Raw genomic sequence first — 18,274 nt, 5'->3', positions numbered from 1 at the left:
GGACTCCTTTATATTTTAGTAAGATTTAGTGTATGATATAAAATAAAACTTTAACCGGTGGGAGAAAGGCTGGGCGAATATGGAAACGAAGAGTACAACGATAAACACTCCATCCAATTTCATTAAGAACATTGTAAACGAAGATCTGAAATCAGGCAAAGTCAGTCAGGTAATCACCCGATTTCCCCCGGAGCCGAACGGTTACCTTCATATAGGTCATGCGAAATCGATTTGTCTTAATTTTGAGCTTGCAGATGAATTCAAAGGGTTAACGAACCTTCGCTTCGACGATACGAATCCGGTGAAGGAAGATACGGAATATGTAGAATCCATTAAAGCCGATGTGGCATGGCTCGGTTTCCAGTGGGATGGCTTGTTCTTTGCTTCGGATTATTTCGAAGAAATGTACAACCGCGCACTGGTATTGATCCGCAAAGGGTTGGCGTATGTGGATAACCAAACAGCGGATGAAATCCGTGAAACCCGCGGGACGCTTACACAGCCGGGTACGAACAGTCCTTATCGCGAGCGCAGTATCGAAGAGAATCTCGACTTGTTTGAGCGTATGCGTGCAGGTGAATTCAAAGATGGAGAGCGTGTTCTTCGTGCTAAGATCGATATGTCTTCGCCGAATATCAACCTTCGCGATCCGATTATCTACCGTGTCGTGCATGCCCATCACCATAATACGGGAGATGCTTGGTGCATCTATCCGATGTACGCTTTCGCGCATCCGCTGGAAGATGCTATTGAAGGTGTTACGCATTCCATCTGTACGCTCGAGTTCGAAGATCAACGCCCGTTCTACGATTGGGTTGTTCGTGAGTGCGAAATGCCGAATGTGCCTAGACAGTATGAATTTGCACGTCTTAACCTGACGAATACGGTGATGAGTAAAAGAAAGCTGAAACAGCTTGTCGACGAGAAAGCCGTTGACGGTTGGGACGATCCGCGGATGCCTACCATCTCTGGTCTGCGACGCAGAGGATTTACGGCTGAAGCGATTCGCAATTTCGCTCGCGAAATCGGCGTAGCTCGCAGCTACAGCGTCGTAGATGCGAAGATGCTGGACCATTTTATCCGCGAGGACTTGAAATTGAAGGCGCTGCGTACGATGGGTGTTCTGAATCCGCTCAAAGTCGTGATTACGAACTATCCGGAGGATCAAGTGGAAATGCTGGATATGGAGAACAACGCAGAGAATCCGGAGATGGGCAATCGCCAAATTCCGTTCTCCCGCGAGATCTACATCGAGCAAGACGATTTCATGGAAAATCCGCCGAACAAATATTTCCGGTTATTTCCCGGCAACGAAGTGCGTTTGAAAAACGCCTACTTCATCAAGTGCAATGACTTCATCAAAGATGAGAATGGCAAAGTGGTTGAGCTGCACTGCACCTATGACGTGGAAACGAAAAGCGGTAGCGGCTTTACCGGCCGCAAAGTCAAAGGAACGATCCACTGGGTGGATGCGAAAAGTGCTGTACCTGCGGAGTTCCGCTTGTATGAGCCGCTGATTCTTGATAACCAAGAGGACGAAGATGCTTCATTCTTAGAGAACCTGAACCCGAACTCGTTGCAAATCATACAAGGTTTCGTGGAAGACAATATGAAGCAAGCACAGCCGCATGATAAGTTCCAATTTTTCCGCCACGGCTATTTCAACGTAGATCCGAAACATACTACAAGCGACAAGCTGGTGTTTAACCTAATTGTCTCGCTGAAAAGCTCGTTTGAAATATAAGATTGGACTCGTTTGAGTCCATACAAAGATTAGACAGGAAATCCTAGTGAGAACTAGGATTTTTTGTTGTGTAGGCAGCCTGGCGAGAAAAAAATGATTTTGAAAAAATATATTTTTTGTTCACAAATATCCAGTAATATAAACGATATATCCTATTTTTAAGGAGAGTGCCGTGTGACAACCGTATTGGTGGTAGATGATGATCTTAATATTTGCCGGATTACGAAGTTATACTTGGAAAAAAACGGCTATAAGGTGGTAACCGCAAATGACGGTGAGCAGGCTCTAACCCAGTTCGATGAGCTTCACCCAGACTTCATTGTACTCGATATTATGATGCCCAAACGCGATGGCTGGGAGGTCTGTCAGAAAATTCGTGCGAAGAGTGATGTGCCCATTCTCATGCTGACGGCTAGAGGTCACGTGGATGAGCGAATAGAAGGTTTGCAGATGGGCGCCGACGATTATCTAGTGAAGCCCTTTGACCCGAATGAACTGGTTGCTCGTGTGACCACAATTCTCCGCAGGACGCTGCTCCGCACAGAAGCTGCTGCGCCTGCTCATCTATATGAAATGGGCAGCTTGCGAGTGGATAGCTTGTCCCATGATGTGACTGTAGAAGGGCAGCTCGTTGCTTTGCCCAAGAAAGAGTATGAGCTGCTGCTGTTTTTCGTGCGAAATCCGAATCAGGTATTCACCCGGGAGGACCTGATCGCCAAGATATGGGGTTGGGATTTCGAGGGTGAAGACCGCGTCGTGGATTTATATATTAAACGTTTGAGACAAAAGCTTTCGGCTTTGACGCAGAGGAAAGAGGACTGGAGCATCCGTACCGTATGGGGCGTCGGGTATAAGTTTGAGGGGCCAGGAGCATGCTGAACTCCTTTTACCGCAAGCTATTATTTATTTATATTTCAATTACCGTTGTGTCCATTCTTGCCATTTCCGGAACCATTGGCTACACGATGAAACAGAAAACCTATGAACGCAGCGAGAAGCTTCTCCTAGAGAAGGTTGAGCAAGTGGGAGAACTGGCCAAAGATTTGTTCGATAACTCGACACAGCTGAAGGATTTCCGTAAGCAGATTAGCGCCATTGAAAAAACGTCGAACGTTCGCGTTGCCGTTATCAAGCATCCCAGAGCCAATCTGGATAAGATTCAAGCGGTGGGCGAGGCCCCAGCACGTAAGGAATGGGTGGATAAAGTGTTGTCGGGCAATCAAGTGACAGTGCGAAGCAATTTTGCTCAAAATAGTACGGTAAATATGCTCATTGTCGGGCGGCCTGTGATGCAGGAGAATCGCGTGATTGGCGGGATTTTCTTATATACGCCCATTATAAATATTCAAGATACGATCAATGGCATTAATCGAGCAATATTCCTATCAGCACTAACGGTTGCGTTACTTGCGATTGCTGTGCTGTACTTCGTTTCGAGACATTTTATGAAGCCGATTCAGCTCATGAGTAAAACCGCAGAGGCTCTGGCCTTGGGGGATTTCAGCGGAAGGGTACCCGTTAGAGGCAAGGACGAAATCGCCTCGTTGTCAGGATCTTTGAATCGCATGGCCGGTAAACTGCAGAAGGTAGAAGAGGGACGCAAACGATTCCTATCCGAAATTTCCCATGAGCTGCGGACGCCGTTGACGACCATTAGAGCTTCCCTGCAAGGGATAACGGATGGTGTTGTTGAGCCTGAGGATGCGAAGGAATTCATTCAAGTATCTCTTCAAGAGACCCTTCGACTGAGCCATTTGGTTGATGATTTGATGGAACTGTCGTCTTTTGAGGAGAAGCAGGTCAAATTAAATCTCCAGGATGTCGATGTCCCTGACTTAATAGGGCTGGTGGTTACCCAACTCAAGATGAAAGCCAAAGCAAAGCAAATCGAGCTGAGCTCGGAGGCAGAAGGGCCATACTTGGTTTATGCGGATGCTGACCGTTTGAGGCAGGTGTTTATCAATTTGCTGGACAATGCCATTAACCATATTCCTGAGGGGTCCTCGGCAGGTATTCGAGTAAAAGTAGTCAAGAACGAACGCTGGATCGAAGTGTGGGATAACGGACTAGGTATCGCGCCAGAGAAACTGCCGCATCTATTCGATCGTTTCTATAAAACGGACGAAAGCCGCAACCGTTCCGGCGCAGGCCTCGGCTTAACCATCAGTAAACACATCGTAGAAGCGCATGGCGGTTCGATTCGAGTGGAATCACAACTTCAAATGGGTACGGTATTTAAAATATATTTGCAGTCGCCTAATCTTCGCCGCATGACAAACTTATGACATAACTATTCGGTAAGATAGGGTTTGTAAGGTAAACATAACCATAAACGAATCGAGGAGCGATACTTATGTTGAAAAAATTAACAGGCCTTGCGTTGGTAGGAGCGATTGTATTGTCTGTTCCAGTGGCTGTTTTTGCTGAGAACACTCAGGGGGCGTCTACTGCAGCGCCAACAAGCAAGTCTGCTAAACCAGTCAAGCAGCTGCTTCTGGATAAAGCGCAAATTTTTGGCCTATCAACAGATGGTAAAACGACTGAGCAGATCAAAGCGGAACTTAAAGCTTTAAGTGCAGCCAAACATACAGAGCAATTGAACAAAGCGGCAGCGAAGCTGGGGATTAGCACAGACGGCAAAACAGCGGAACAGCTGAAAGCTGATATCCAAGCTGCTGTTCAAGTGAAGCTGAAAGAGAAGGCAACCAAGCTAGGTGTTAGCGCGGATGGGAAGACGAATAAAGAGCTGAGAGCAGCGCTTAAAGCGGCCGTTTTACCGAAGCTGCAAGAGAAAGCGGCTAAGCTCGGTATTACTACCGATGGAAAAACAAATAAAGAGATTAGAACAGAGCTGCAAGCGGCAGCTTTATCGAAACTGCAAGAAAAAGCAACAAAAGCGGGTGTTGCCACCGAAGGCAAAACAGCCAAAGAAATACGCGCTGCTTTAAAGGCGAGTAAAGAAAGTAAAAGGGCCGAAAAGCTGAACGAAAAAGCGGTTAAATTAGGTATCTCCACGGAAGGTAAGACCACCGAGCAGGTATTTGCTGAAATAGAAAGTGCGCTGAAGGCGAAATGGGAGAAGCGGGCGCAGAAATAAGGTGAGATAGTAACAAACCTCGAGGGCGGCCTCGGGGTTTGTTTTTTGAGTTCTTGGATACGTGCAGCGACGATCCACTTTGCCGAACTTGTTTTTGCCGGCACTTTGGTTTTCTGAGACGTGGGTTTCCCTAACTCATTGAGCTCAGGCACATCAAGGGATTGATCTTCATTGTAGATATCGCTCCGGTTGGCAGAGCTGGGGGCTTCCCCTGCCGGGTAAGGATTACGAGGCTTTTTCTCGCCGTTCAGACCAGAGTGCAAATCCCAGCCAAGCCAGGGCTAGCCCCATCGGCACCGCCAAAATCCGATCGAGCGGGTGCGAGAGCAGCGAAGACGCGAGGGTCGACACGGCACCGAAGGCAAGCAGACCGGCCGCCCAGCGCGGCAGGATACCGGCGCGGAGCGTAGCGATGCCAAGTAGCAGGCCGCCCAGAATATAAAGTGCCCCTGCTAGCGGCCCTACCGCTGTGAGAGCTCCGAGGCTAACCTCGCTGGCGGACCCACTGAAGATCCCCAAGAATCCCTCCACAAACTTCGGCGCGTCGGACGCCAACAGCGGCAAGATAAAGGCTTCGGCGAATGTAAAGGCCGTCGTAGCTACCCAAAAGAGGCTAAACAGGAGAAAGCCGGCCAAACCAAGCCAACCGCCCTCTTTCACTTGCCTGGCGTAGATCCCCGCAATGCCTAGTAGGCCGAAGAGGGCCATGGCGATGGTCAAGTAGTGGACGATTGCCCATGCGCCGGTAGTGACTGACGAAAGATTTTCAGGTGGATGGATCGACTGAATGACTATGAAAAGGATCCCTGCCAACATAGCTGCTAAACCTGCCCAACGGATGAGATTCGAGGCTGTTATCTTCATTTTTCTCTCCTTATTGTTCCCTTTAATGTCTGGTGTCTGGTGATTGGTATTCATGTGTTTGTCTCCTTTTTCGAACGATTGTGATCAGTGTCCGCGCTGGCATCAGGCCTGTTCGCCTGTTTGGGATCAACCTGAATGACTGAGATCAATGGCAGTCCGAGATCACGCACTTTCCTCAGCAAGCCATGTAATGCGGCCTGATCGACCACGGGTCCGGTGAGGATGGTTGTTCCGTCGTTTTCGTAGGTGAAGCTCAGCCCCTCAAATCGGTCAGCCCACCGGGCATCAAGATGCCCCTTGAGGCGAATTTCGTAAAGTTCAGCCTCGTGATGGTCCTCTGTTGATACGTGTGTTTCACTCATTCTGCGCCTCCTTCATGTTCCTCCTGTGGATGCATCTCCACTTCATTGCCTGCGTTCCTTTCTTAATCTGAAGATACACGTTCATGTGGTGAGACGGCATCACCATATGTGGTGATTGATGTGATGATTTGTCAATCGGGAGGCTATGTGGGAGAAAAAAAGCCCCGGCACTGGTTCGCTAAACCTGCCAGGGCCGGGGGTAGTAGTTGCGGGCTTGCTAAAACAAATCGAGTTCCTCAGCCCGGCGGACTGCTGTCCGACGGTTATTCACCTCAAGCTTGTCATAAATGTTTTTGGTATGGGTCCGCAGGGTGTTCAGGGACACATTGAGTTCGCGGGCAATGTCAGGGCCACTCAAGTCGGTTCTGAGCAGCCGAAGTACTTCACGTTCTCGTTCGCTCAATGGCTCGCTCACAACTTGTTTGGCAGGCGTTCTGCTGCCCTCAGCCTTGCCAAAGGCTGTCAGGAGGTGACGGACATAGTTCGGGGCGATCCCCTGTTTCACGGCCGCTTTTAGCAGGGCCGCCATGGGTTGGCCTTCGTCCACAAAGATGCGGACGTAGCCCTCTGGCTCAGCCAGGGTCAGTACGCGTTTCAGCGGCACAAGCGCAGCAAGGATATCGCCTTGCATATGGTGAGCAAGTGCCTGCACCACCAGGATTTCGATCACGCTTCCCGTCCTCTCTCCTTCTTCCGCTGCTTGGAGGAGGCGCTCCAGGAGTCCCTTTGCCTCAAGCATGGAGCGGTCTGCACGGTCGTTCTTATACTTGGCCAAGAGCACTCTGGCCAGGGTGATGTGCTCGAATTCGCGCAGATAGCAAAGGTCGTCCCGAGCGGACAGGCCTTGCTCCCGTGTCCAGTCGAGGGCTTCACCCAACCTACCCTGCGCGAGCCACACACGTGTCTTCAACGCCGCTACAGGACGCACATTTGGGAAAAATCCACCCAAATACAGGTGCTCTGCCTCGTGGAGCAGGTCGAGCGCACAGTCCAGATCTCCTTGTGCCTCCCGTATTCGAGCCATTGCGACGTGCCAGCGATACCGGTTTTGCGGGAATCCAGTACGCTCGCTCAGCTCTTTGCTTCTCAGCAGGTGCTGCATGGCGGCAAGCAGATCGTCATGCTCACAGTAGAGCTCACTCATTCCCACGTATATATCTGCCGTTCCCCGCAGTTCAGGCTCGCCCTGCTCCCTCGCAAGCTGCAATCCCCGCTCATAGGTACGTATCGCCTCGCGGAGTCGACCTTGAGTAATCCGTATATCAGCCAGAGCGATTGCGCCCCCGATTGCGTCAGAAATGTTCCCGGACAGCTGCACACTAGCCATGCCATCGGCAAACATCCGATATGCTGCCTCGAGATCCCCACTCGCCCAGGATACCAGTCCTAGGAGCGCAGTTGCCGCTCCGCGCGGGAGATGGTCGTCATCAGGTACGAGGTCGAGCACTCGCCGGGCGTATTTCATGGCGGCGGGTACATCACCCAGCACCTGGGCATGTGCGGCACGGTACACGGCGATCGCACCCGGAAGACGGCGAAATTCCTCTTCGTCCACAACGACCATCTTAGCCAATGGGGCTTCCGGTCGCTCACGCATGTCTGCCGTCGTCTCCAGCCATCGTTCGGCGTCGCGCAGTCGGTCCTCAACGGCCTCTAACTCGCCGCCAGCCAGTAAAGCCCAGGCATACACAACGCTGAGCACAGGCCTGCATCGGACCAGCTCGTCGGGGAGCGCCTTCAGCCAGCCCAACGCCGCAGCCCCCTGTCTACTCCTGAGCATGGCTGGCCATGCCAGCTCGACCAGGTCCGCCGCTCGCGTAAAATCCTCGGCGGCCAGCGCGTGGCGGATCGCATCGGCCGAGAAGCCATGCTGCTCGTACCATTTGCTCGCCCGACGATGCAGCGTAGCTACCTGATCGGGCAGATCCGCCCTCAAATGCGCAGAGAGAACCTCGCCAAAGAGATGATGATAGCGATACCAGTGGCGCCTGTCATCCAGTGGAACGACAAAGAAGTTGCCTCGTTCCAGGGACTCCAACCGCGCGTTGCCTTCCTCATGGCCGGTGACGGCATCGCACAGCGGGCCATGCAACCGGTCGAGAATGGAGGTCTGTAGTAAAAAGCTCCGGACATGATCGGGCTGACGCTGCAGGACCTCTTCGACCAGATAGTCCACAATGTACCGATTGTCTCCAGCGAATGACCGAATGAACGCAGGAATGTCCTCGCGCCCCTGCATCGAAAGTGCCGCCAGTTGGAGTCCCGTAATCCAGCCTTCGGTACGGGTCTCCAGCGCACTCACTTCATCGGCCGATAGACCCAGGCCCATCACCTGTTTAAGGAAAGTGTCCGCTTCGCTGGGAGAAAAACGCAGGTCTGTGTCACGCAACTCGGTCAGATGGCCTCGGGCGCGTAACCGACCCAGGGGAAGGTGCGGATTTTCACGGGTGGCGATGACCAGGTGCATCTGTGGCGGGAGATGCTCGAGTAGGAAGTTGAGGGCATCGTCGATCCGTTTGGCACTAATAACATGGTAGTCGTCAAGGACGAGGACGAATTTGTACGGGAGGGCTGAGAATTCATTGAGCAGGATCGTTAGAATCGATTCGGTTGACGGTGGCTGAGGGGATTTGAGTGCACTGACCACGCCTCCTCCAATATTCTCCGCAATCGTCTGCAGAGCAGCGACAAGGTAAGTCAGGAAGCGTGTAGAGTCGTTATCCCCTTCGTCCAGTGACACCCATGCGACAGGTCGATCACAACCGGCGACCCACTCGCTGACCAACGTAGTCTTGCCAAAGCCGGCGGAGGCAGAGATGAGGGTCAGCTTACGGTCCAGACCCTCGTTCAGCCGCTCGATCAGACGCGGTCGGAGGACAACTTTAGACCGTGTCAGGGGGATATACAGTTTGGTGGTTAAAATTGGAATATTCATAGATTTATACTCACACGAAAATTACTTCCGCCCACATAATTCAACATAATTGATTGCCCCATCCTATGACTTAATATCAATCATGATAACTTCAATTAAAACTTTTCACCACTGCAAGTTACTTCAACAAAAGCAGCTGACCTTCGGGCCGACTGCTTTAGCTGTTTGTGAAAGTAGCAATCACAGAACTAATTCACAGACTGTCGCACCCAATATGGGTAGCGCTTATGGGAGATTAATCCTTTTTGACTGGTTGCACCAGCCTTACCTTTGTTTTTCATAGAAAGATGTGTAAACTACTAACCAACTCCATAAGCATTTCAGAGGCTCAGCCTTTTTTGAAAAAATGCCGAGAGGGTGGCTCTATTTTGTTAACAAAGTGGCTCTCACTCATTAACCCCGCGGCTCTGCCTCATCGAAATATTCATCTATAAACTGATAATATTCTATTGTTTCTGAATCAAAGTCATTTCTGTAAATTCCTGTGCCGGGGCAGTCTCGGGCTTTTATTATTGAAAGACAATATCCCGCGTATTGGCATCAGGAGCGATCAAATCAAATAGGCGTTCCGCTTCATCAGTAACCTCATCTTGAGCAACTTGGGATAAGGGCTCGAATAAGTTGATGGTCAAAATAGCCGATTTATGCTTCTGGGTAATGGACCAAATGCCGCGAACAAAACCATCGACAATCAGCGTGGCACGGATGATGCCATTGTCCGAAAACACTAGATGCTTATCTTCATCACGCATGATGCGGGTGCGATCGTCGTAGGACAGGAGCATATTGTCGAACTCCGACAGGAAACGCGGCGGAGCTGGGGTTGCAGGGTCCGGCCGAGGAGCGTCCGGCAGGTCGAACAGCTCGTTTCCTTGCTCGTCGCGGAAGGAGAGCAGGCTTGGGCGCAGCCGCTCGACCACCTCGCGCAGCCGAGTAAGCCCGGACCAGACCTGCATATCCTTGACGGATGCAGGTCCGAAGGCCGCCAGGTAGCGCAGCAGCATGGCTTCGGGGTCTTGCCCTTGTGCCAGCGGGCGGCCGAGCCAAACCTCCGCTGTGGTGTGGGCGGCCTGCCCGCTGGCGCCCCAGATGCCGCGGGGCGGCACCTGGACAAGCGGCAAGCGGCAGCGCACCGCTTGCGAGAGAGCAGTGGCATCGCTCTGCGGCCACTGGGCTTGGAGGCGCTTGCCGAGCTCACCGAAGGTGAGCGGCTGCGCCTCAAGGAGCGCTCGCCCGGCGGCGGCGAGCGCGTCTAGATCCAGTTCGGCAAGCTTCTTGCCGAACGTGCCCTTTAAGGCGCGGTCCTGCACGGACTGCAGGACGGGGCGCAGCGTCAGGCAGTCTTCGGCCGTGACGAGGTGGATCGTCGAGCGCATGAGGGCGATGCGCACGATGCTTCTGTCCATGATGAGCCGAGACAGCTCCTCATGGCGAAAGTTCTGCAGTCTAGTCCACAACGCCACGTACGGTGGGTTGGGAGCTTGCGCCTGCAGCCCGACTAGATGCTCGACCGCTGCGCGGATGGGCATGTCCGAGCGCTCGAGGAGCAATTGCCGAGATAGTAGGGCTCGGTTTAAGGAGCGCTGACTAAGGATAGGGCTGGCACAACCGGTCATGTCGGGTTTAGCAATGTCCATTTTAGCGCAGCCCTCGTCTGAAGAATTAAATAATGACATGTTCATGCCTCCTATGATTTGAACGATCATTTGATATATTAATTCCATTATATAGCAAGTTGCTGACAACGTAATGTCAGGGAGGAATGACTGTTTTATGACCAGATAAGTTGTTTCCGTTGGCATCAGCACGCTACAATGGGATTAACGAACGAATTGCCGAGAGGTGAGGGACATGATCAACATCGGTCTAGCCGGCTGGGGCGACCATGAGTTGGGCGGCAGCAAAGGGAAGCTGCGGGAGTATGGCGCACACTTTCCGATTGTGGAAGTGGATACATCTTTTTACGCGATCCAACCGCAACGTAACTATATAAAATGGAACCAAGACACGCCAGAATGCTTTGGTTTCATTATTAAGGCATACCAAGGAATGACGGGTCATCTGCGGGGAGAGAACCCTTTTGCTGGTGGGATGGTACAAATGTTTGAGGTTTTCCTCCAGTCGATCCGACCTGTTCAAGAAGCGGGGAAGCTTAAAGCTGTTCTGTTTCAGTACCCGCCATGGTTTGATTGCAGTAAGGCGAATGTGGATGTGCTGCGTGATGCTAAGGAGAGGATGGGGAATGTACCAGTTGCACTGGAGTTCCGCCATCAGAGCTGGTTCACGGAGGAAATGCGAGACAAGACGCTTACCTTTATGCGGCGAGAGGGTTGGATGCACAGCATCTGTGATGAGCCGCAGGCTGGGATTGGTTCGGTGCCGACTGTGTTGGAGGCTACACATCCCGAGATGACGATGGTTCGATTCCACGGCCGCAATGTGGGCGGATGGGTGCAAAACAACGAAGCGAACTGGCGCGACGTACGGTACTTATACCATTACAATCAGCAGGAACTGCTGGAGTGGAAAACGTGGCTGCTAGAGCTGCAGCAGCAAACGCGAGAGGTATGCGTGATCTTCAATAACAATTCAGGCGGACATGCCGCAGGAAATGCCAAGGAATTGATGGGGCTGCTCGGTTTAGAATATGAAGGGCTGGGACCACGGCAGTTGGATTTGTTTTAGCCATCGAAAAGGGGTTATTCGTTTGCGTGTTTACAGATTTTCGAGCTATAGTAAAGGGTAATAATAAGGGATAAGTAAAAGAGGAGAGTTAGACAATGGTTGGTGCCATCATCTTAGGTATTATTGCCCTTGTGATCATCGTGGTTTTGACATTCTGGGTAACGAAGAAAGCGTACTCCCGCAAATGGGATGAAGAGGATAACGATTAAAGATAGAGACAGTGAATTTGCTAGTAGTAGGAAATGAGAGAGTGGGCAAAGTTGTCCACTCTTTTTATAAATGAGTCTAGCGGTTCGGTTGTCAGGTATATGCTTTCTTGCTATGATTGAAGCAGTATATATAAAGGTGGCTGGCCGATGAACCGAATGGAGGCCGAATTTAGTAATCTAGTGAAAGCTTACCGCAAAAAGCATATGGGCAAGGGGCCGGAGCGCGTGATGACGACCTTTTGTAAGTGCTGGGCGATATGCGAAATGGCAGGAAACCTCTCTCCTGTCGAAAAGTTTATAGCGAAAACCGGCGATGGCAGGCAAATGCTCCGCACGGCTCGCACGGAAATGGTGAAAGAGATTTATAAAGAACACCCCCCTGTCGAAATGGAGGAGCTGCTTGGCGCGAAGTTCGTTAAGCTGTTCGTCGATATCGATATTGAGCTGGATGAGGGGATGTCGGTGTTTGTTTTTGATCAGGATTTGGAAAAGAAGTTTTGTAGGTAGATAGGATGTAAAAAGTGCATCTATTTTCGGCTAAATAGCGGTGAAATCGGAAAGAGCTGCAAATTGTGCAGTAAAATTAGCTGCTTTTGACGTTTTTGCAGAGATTGGGCCAGATTAGCTGTAGGAAATGCATCAAAACCATTGAATCTAGTAAAATAAGCCCGCTTTGCTGCACTTTTTGCAGGTGCGGTTCAAATGGAAGCCATCTAGTAAGAGGATTTCTTTAAATAACTGCTCGACTAGCAGCATATACATAGGTAAAGGTGCTTGGCACTTGGTAGCGAACCTGCCGGAGACTAACCACTGTGAGACAAGGCTTGAGACTTCCTCTGATGAGAGGGGGCTTGAGATTGTTTTGCGGTGGTTTTTTGCTTGCTTGGGTGATGTTTTAGTGCAGCTATTGGGTGCACGGAGTTGGGGGGAAGCGATAGTGATATGATGCTGCGTGAGATGGAAGCGGGGGAAGTGACTCGAGGATCTGAGCCAATGGGATAGCGGTTAGAGTGGGGTGTAAGCGAGGGTTACCAGAGAGTTGTTCGTAGGTATGAAGGTGAAGAAATACATAGAGTATGTGCAAGAGTAAGAGTAAGAGTAAGAGTAAGAGTAAGAGTAAGTGCAAGGCCAAGTGCATAAGCAAGAGCAAAAATAAAAGCAAAAGCAAAAGCAAGCTAGTGAAAAGGATATAAAAATAGAACCAAAGGAGCGTTTTTAGATGGGGAAAACGAAACATACAGGGCCAATCAAGCTGCCCGCAAAACCAGATCCGAAGCTTTGGGTCAGCAAGGTGCCGTTTGGGCTCGGGAAAATAAAGCCACAGCATATTCGCGAAACGGCAAAAATCGCCTGGCAGAATCGCGATAATCTGCCCTATGCGTATCGCATTCTGACGCAAGGTGTGTGTGATGGCTGCGCGCTAGGCGTATCAGGGCTCTACGACCAAACGCTGGCGGGGCCGCATCTGTGTACAACGCGGCTGAATGTGCTGCGTTTGAACACGATGCCGGCGATTCGCGAGGAGCTGCTGCATGCGGACATTGATGAGCTGAGCCGAATGAGCAGCACCGAGCTCAGACAGCTCGGGCGTATTCCTTATCCGCTCATTCGCCGCCATGGGGAGCGGAAATTCAGCCGAGCCACATGGGATGAGGCGCTGGACACGATTGCAGGAAAGATGCGTACGATTGATCCGAAGCAGATGGCTTTTTACTTGACGGCTCGGGGGATTACGAACGAGTCGTACTATGTGGCAGCGAAGGTGGCAAGGTTGCTCGGTACGAACAACATCGACAACGCCTCGCGAATTTGCCACTCCCCGTCGAAGACGGCACTTAAGCGCTCCGTTGGCGTGGGCGCTTCGACGTGCAATTACAAGGACTGGATCGGCACGGACGTCCTTGTGTTCTGGGGCAGCGTGGCCGCGAACAACCAGCCGGTCTCGACGAAGTATATGTACGCGGCCAAGCGCAAAGGGACGAAAATCATTGTCATAAACCCGTACTATGAGCCGTCCATGGAGCAGTACTGGATTCCTTCAATACCCGAATCCGCGTTATTCGGGACGAAGCTGGCCGACGATGTGTATCAAGTGAACATCGGCGGGGATATCGGCTTCATGAACGGCGTCATGAAGGTGTGGTTCGAGATGGAGGAGCGCGAGCCGGGCTCCGCGATTGATCATGCGTTCGTGCAGGCGCACACGAACGGGCTGGAACAGCTGCGCGCCCATGTGGCGCAGCAGGACTGGACGACGCTTGAGCAGTCGTCCGGCCTCACCCGCGAACGCATGCGCGAGTTCGCGGAGCTGCTGGCGCGTGCCAAGAGCGCGGTTTTCGTGTGGAGCATGGGGCTCACACAGCACCGCTTCGGCACGGACAACATCTCGCAGGTGGCGAATCTCGCCCTCCTGCGGGGCTTCCTAGGCCGCGAACACTGTGGGCTGATGCCCATCCGCGGCCACAGCGGCGTACAGGGATCCGGCGAAATGGGCGCCGATCCCTTCAGCCTACCGGGCGGCGACATCGCCAGCGCCGCCGACCGCGCAAGAATCGAGCAGCTTTGGGGGTTCGAGCTGCCGAAATGGCAGGGTGACATCGTCGGTGTCACCCTCGAGAACGCGCTCCTGCCCGAGAAGCAGGAGCGGAAGCTCCGGATGTTCTACACATCCGGCGGCAACTTCCTCGAGACGATGCCGGACCCGGCATTCGTCCGCGAAGCCCTTACAAGCATCGATGTCCGTGTCCACCAGGACATCATCCTGAACACCTCCACGCTGCTTGACGCGCGGGAGGCTGTGGTGGTGCTGCCCGCGATGACGCGCTATGAGCAGCCCGGAGGAGGCACGTCCACCTCCACGGAGCGGATGGTGTACTTCTCACCCGAGATCGCCGGCCCTCGGATCGGCGAAGCCCGCGCGGAGTGGGCGATCTACGTCGATCTCGCCCGCCGCGTGAAACCGGATGCCGCCGAGCAGCTGGGCTGCGGCAGCGCAGAAGCCATCCGCGCGGAAATCGCTCTGGCCGCGCCGAGCTACAACGGCATCCAGTACCTGCGTGAGCGCGGTGATGTGTTTCAATACGGCGGCGCGTGGCTGTGCGAGGACGGCGTCTGTCTGACGCCGGATGGCCGCGGCGCGCTGCTGCCAATTGAGCTTCCGGAGCTGCGGAAGCCGGAAGGGCATTTCGCGGTGACGACGCGCCGCGGCAAGCAGTTCAATTCGATGATCTACAGCGACATCGATCCATTCAATGAAGCGGATCGTTATGATGTTTTGATCCACCCTCAAGACGCCAGTGCTCTATCTTTAAACGAAGGTGAAGCGATCGTGATCTACAACAGCTACGGCAGTATGCACGGAAGGGTTATGCGTGCCGACGTAAAACCAGGCAACATTGAGGTGCATTGGCCTGAAGGTAACTCTTTGATTCCCAAAGGTGTGTATGAGCAGTATGCGGGCATCCCGGAGTATAACACAGCAGTTATTGTAGAGAAGGCAGAAACCTACCACGCTCATAAGGATACACGCTATGCCCAGCGGCGCATCCAAGAACTGGAGACAGAAGTGGAGTGAAGTTATCCGATTGTCGAAATCTGCCCCGACAAATCTAGCACTTCGCTTGGCTCAGGATCTAGGGATTTCGGTCGTTGGCTTCATCTGCGGGAATCAATTATCGGTGTATTCATACCCCGAAAACATAACGGAATGTCGATAAACCCCTCTTTTTGTGGAAATATTTGTATTGTTTCTCTATCTTAATTATGCTAGATTCTAGCTATTGCCATCTTTTGTAAAGAGAGGAACACAACAATGGGGAATTGGAATACGTTTATGAAAAAAGGGATCACGATGCTGCTTGCAGCCTTCTTACTTGTCTCTCTTCAGGGCCCTACGCCATCTTATGCAGCTGAAGTGAATGCTGAGGTTCCGAAGGTCATTGAGAAGACGTCACCTTCGGTTGTAGCTATTATTGGAAAGCCTTCATCTGATTCGGATAAATCCTTAGACAAGAACCGCTTTAATCTCGCGCACGGCACGGGTGTCATTGTGGAATCGAACGGTGTTATCGTGACGAATGCACATGTGGTCAAAGATATGAAAAATATCGTCGTCGTTACGTCGAACGGTACAACTTATAATGGACGTGCTACGAATATCGATGAGGAGAGCGATTTGGCCTTGGTCAAAATCGATGCCACTGGCCTATCACCTGCGAAATTCGCCTCTTCCTCCGATATCAGAGTGGGTGAAACCGTAGCCGCAATCGGGACTCCGATTTCTTTTGCCCTAAGAAACTCCGTCACCGTTGGGATTGTCAGCGGGCTTGACCGCTCTGTGAATTCGCAATATCAGCTTATTCAAACGGATGCGGCGATTAACCCTGGTAACAGCGGGGGCGCTTTGATCAACATGAATGGCGAAGTCATTGGTATTAATACGATGAAATACGCGGATATCGGCGTCGAAAATCTCGGGTTCGCGATTCCGGTGGATACCGTCAAATATGTATTAAAGCATTTTCAACTTTACGGCAAAGTGAAACGCCCATATCTCGGTCTGGAGTTGGAAGAAAGCTGGGAAGCGGTTGTTGGTTTACCAAGCTCTACGGGCTTAAGAGTTGCCTATGTAGAGCCGGATTCACCGGCGGCTGGGGCTGGCATTCAGCAAGATGATCTATTCGTATCGATCGGTACAAGTAAAGTGAAGACGCTGGTGGACTACAATGAGGCGATTAAGAAGTATTTGCCGGGTGAAACGATCGAAATAACCATTCAATCGGGTACTTCCACCAAATCGAAGTCGGTTACTCTCGGAGAAGCGCAGCAACTAGAAACGAAACATACGCAGGACGCTGAGGGTTCTTATTTGGATGCAGACCGCGGCAAAACGAAAATCGGCGACAGCCACTACGGATGGTCTATGAAATACCCTGCTGGCTTAGTGAAAGGTCATCAATCCGATGATGGCGACTCCGTCAGTTTCGTGGATGCGAAGGGGGATTTCTCACTATCGATTAAAGTGGAGAGCAATCAAAGCGACGAGCTGTCACCTTCAGCGCTTCTGAACAAATTGGCGAGCGGTGATGAAGATGATTATTCTGGCGTGGCTGGTAGCCTTTTGGAGCGTCAGTATGTGAAGCGTGAAGGTAATTCCTATGCCAAAATTGTCGGTCGTTCAGGGGATGAAGGCTATATCCAGACCCGCGGATACCTTCACCAAGGCAGCTTATATACGGTGCAATTATTTGTATCGAAAGAGCATTACAATAACAATTTTAAGCAAAATAGCTATAACGATTTACTGGACAGCTTTAAGGTTTCCTTTAACGAAAAGGATGAGTCGCTGAAAGACATTTCCGTCTACTCTGGTGGAAATACAACCTACACGAACGAGTATGGCTTATCCTTTGATCTGCCCTCCAATTGGCAGCAAGGTGGTTATACAGGCGGCTCCTCCTTCTTTAATGATGACTATACCCAAATGCTTCATGTCGGCGTAACCTCAGCCTCATCCGGTGATACACTGGGAGCGTGGGTGGATCGTCAGCGTAAGCAGTTTGAAGATTCCTATGCACCCAAATACCGCAGTATGGAAGAACCCGAGGAGCTAACCTTAGCCGGTGTGCCTGCTCTGAAAGTAACCTATGCGAGTGCGTTAGGGAGTAAGTGGAGTGCAGGCTATTCCCTCTTTTTTATAAAGGATAAGTATAAATATGAGGTGGATGTTAACTATCCGAAAGAGGAAGAAGGAGATTCGCTTGACGATCTCTTGAAAACACTAACGGCTACGATCAAAGTGGACAAAGACAGCATGGATCAAGAGCTTGGCTTCATTCAAGATCTGGATGAACTCATGGATCCCAATCGAACAGTTGCTTACAAAAATGAGAAATTCAAATACGCTCTGCAAATTCCAGAGATCTGGACCAGCAGCAAGGCGTATGATAAAAAAGATGAAGTGAATAAGACGTTCCACTTCACAGGCGGGTACTTGAGCGTCGATGCAGAAACGAAAACAACCTACGAAGAGATGGTTAAAGAGGAAGATGCCGCTCAGAAAAAGAATCACGATAACGATAATGACTATACGTTTACAGATACGGATATCTCGCTTTTTGGCGATGTGAAAGCCAAGAAGTATGAGATCAGCTATGCAAGCGCCAAGATCCCTTACAAGGAAACGACCTACATTTTCAATCGCAATCATATTTCTTACACAGTTACCCTCCGTATGGATGATGCTGTCCGCACCGAAGCCAATCTGGCTCGGCTCAATAAGGCCTTTGAGTCATTCACATTTTTGGACGGTGTGAAAAAATAAAGCTGCGCTAATCGAGAAACCTCTCATCGGTCGAGACTGAAGGGAGGTTTCTTGTT

Annotated in this window: 12 protein-coding genes and 1 pseudogene; 9 read left to right on the top strand and 4 right to left on the bottom strand. The window is 51.3% G+C overall.

The genetic code is table 11. The annotated features are described in order from the left end of the window. The first annotated feature begins 79 nt into the window (after nt 1–79). From NYR53_RS33075 to NYR53_RS33060, 4 genes are all read left to right on the top strand, one after another. Complete coding sequence (locus tag NYR53_RS33075; RefSeq protein ID WP_261303188.1) at nt 80–1,744, top strand: glutamine--tRNA ligase/YqeY domain fusion protein; 1,665 nt, start codon at nt 80–82, stop codon at nt 1,742–1,744. A gap of 174 nt (nt 1,745–1,918) precedes the next feature. After that, entirely contained in the window at nt 1,919–2,623 is a 705-nt protein-coding gene (locus NYR53_RS33070; protein WP_261303187.1) for a response regulator transcription factor, read from the top strand. After that, complete coding sequence (locus tag NYR53_RS33065) at nt 2,617–4,029, top strand: sensor histidine kinase (RefSeq protein WP_261303186.1); 1,413 nt, start codon at nt 2,617–2,619, stop codon at nt 4,027–4,029. Before NYR53_RS33070 ends, NYR53_RS33065 begins: the two co-directional genes overlap by 7 nt. 68 nt (nt 4,030–4,097) lie before the next feature. Continuing rightward, nucleotides 4,098–4,841 carry a hypothetical protein gene (locus NYR53_RS33060; RefSeq protein ID WP_261303185.1) on the top strand — a complete coding sequence of 248 codons (744 nt, stop codon included), beginning with the start codon at nt 4,098–4,100 and terminating at the stop codon, nt 4,839–4,841. Between the two features lie 225 nt (nt 4,842–5,066). Here NYR53_RS33060 and NYR53_RS33055 read toward each other — a convergent pair whose 3' ends face one another. The 4 genes from NYR53_RS33055 to NYR53_RS33040 all read right to left on the bottom strand — a co-directional run bounded on the left by NYR53_RS33055 (nt 5,067) and on the right by NYR53_RS33040 (nt 10,678). Continuing rightward, entirely contained in the window at nt 5,067–5,759 is a 693-nt protein-coding gene (locus tag NYR53_RS33055; RefSeq protein WP_261303184.1) for a hypothetical protein, read from the bottom strand. Continuing rightward, nucleotides 5,756–6,067, bottom strand: a complete 312-nt coding sequence (locus NYR53_RS33050; RefSeq protein WP_261303183.1) for a DUF8691 family protein — start codon at nt 6,065–6,067, stop codon at nt 5,756–5,758. The genes NYR53_RS33055 and NYR53_RS33050 overlap by 4 nt, the downstream gene beginning before the upstream one ends. Before the next feature lie 217 nt (nt 6,068–6,284). Further along, a complete protein-coding gene (locus NYR53_RS33045; protein ID WP_261303182.1) occupies nt 6,285–9,002 on the bottom strand; it encodes a winged helix-turn-helix domain-containing protein in 2,718 nt (905 codons plus the stop codon). A 509-nt stretch (nt 9,003–9,511) separates the two neighbouring features. Further along, on the bottom strand, nt 9,512–10,678 hold the full coding sequence (locus NYR53_RS33040; RefSeq protein WP_261303181.1) for a winged helix DNA-binding domain-containing protein: 1,167 nt from the start codon (nt 10,676–10,678) through the stop codon (nt 9,512–9,514). A gap of 175 nt (nt 10,679–10,853) precedes the next feature. Here NYR53_RS33040 and NYR53_RS33035 point away from each other — a divergent pair, with 175 nt between their 5' ends. From NYR53_RS33035 to NYR53_RS33015, 5 genes and pseudogenes are all read left to right on the top strand, one after another. Then, complete coding sequence (locus NYR53_RS33035) at nt 10,854–11,687, top strand: DUF72 domain-containing protein (RefSeq protein WP_261303180.1); 834 nt, start codon at nt 10,854–10,856, stop codon at nt 11,685–11,687. 356 nt (nt 11,688–12,043) lie between these two features. Further along, nucleotides 12,044–12,403 (top strand): Na-translocating system protein MpsC family protein, encoded by a 360-nt coding sequence (locus tag NYR53_RS33030; RefSeq protein WP_173184916.1) that lies wholly within the window; start codon nt 12,044–12,046, stop codon nt 12,401–12,403. Between the two features lie 712 nt (nt 12,404–13,115). Further along, entirely contained in the window at nt 13,116–15,470 is a 2,355-nt protein-coding gene (locus tag NYR53_RS33025) for an FdhF/YdeP family oxidoreductase (RefSeq protein ID WP_261303179.1), read from the top strand. A 10-nt stretch (nt 15,471–15,480) separates the two neighbouring features. Next, nucleotides 15,481–15,612 (top strand): annotated as a pseudogene (locus tag NYR53_RS33020) (formate dehydrogenase accessory sulfurtransferase FdhD); the annotation flags it as partial. 95 nt (nt 15,613–15,707) lie between these two features. Beyond that, nucleotides 15,708–18,218 (top strand): trypsin-like peptidase domain-containing protein, encoded by a 2,511-nt coding sequence (locus NYR53_RS33015; protein ID WP_261303178.1) that lies wholly within the window; start codon nt 15,708–15,710, stop codon nt 18,216–18,218. Nucleotides 18,219–18,274: the final 56 nt, after the last annotated feature.

This window comes from Paenibacillus andongensis (genome assembly GCF_025369935.1).
GTDB classification, from domain to species: Bacteria; Bacillota; Bacilli; order Paenibacillales; family NBRC-103111; genus Paenibacillus_E; species Paenibacillus_E andongensis.
This window is presented reverse-complemented; position numbering and strand designations above follow the sequence as displayed.

Bases quoted from the DNA above. Each gene is read 5' to 3' on its own strand.
- NYR53_RS33075 (WP_261303188.1), top strand. From the start codon at position 80: ATGGAAACGAAGAGTACAACGATAAACACTCCATCCAATTTCATTAAG.
- NYR53_RS33065 (WP_261303186.1), top strand. From the start codon at position 2,617: ATGCTGAACTCCTTTTACCGCAAGCTATTATTTATTTATATTTCAATT.
- NYR53_RS33060 (WP_261303185.1), top strand. From the start codon at position 4,098: ATGTTGAAAAAATTAACAGGCCTTGCGTTGGTAGGAGCGATTGTATTG.
- NYR53_RS33055 (WP_261303184.1), bottom strand. From the start codon at position 5,759: ATGAATACCAATCACCAGACACCAGACATTAAAGGGAACAATAAGGAG.
- NYR53_RS33050 (WP_261303183.1), bottom strand. From the start codon at position 6,067: ATGAGTGAAACACACGTATCAACAGAGGACCATCACGAGGCTGAACTT.
- NYR53_RS33045 (WP_261303182.1), bottom strand. From the start codon at position 9,002: ATGAATATTCCAATTTTAACCACCAAACTGTATATCCCCCTGACACGG.
- NYR53_RS33040 (WP_261303181.1), bottom strand. From the start codon at position 10,678: ATGTCATTATTTAATTCTTCAGACGAGGGCTGCGCTAAAATGGACATT.
- NYR53_RS33035 (WP_261303180.1), top strand. From the start codon at position 10,854: ATGATCAACATCGGTCTAGCCGGCTGGGGCGACCATGAGTTGGGCGGC.
- NYR53_RS33030 (WP_173184916.1), top strand. From the start codon at position 12,044: ATGAACCGAATGGAGGCCGAATTTAGTAATCTAGTGAAAGCTTACCGC.
- NYR53_RS33025 (WP_261303179.1), top strand. From the start codon at position 13,116: ATGGGGAAAACGAAACATACAGGGCCAATCAAGCTGCCCGCAAAACCA.
- NYR53_RS33015 (WP_261303178.1), top strand. From the start codon at position 15,708: ATGGGGAATTGGAATACGTTTATGAAAAAAGGGATCACGATGCTGCTT.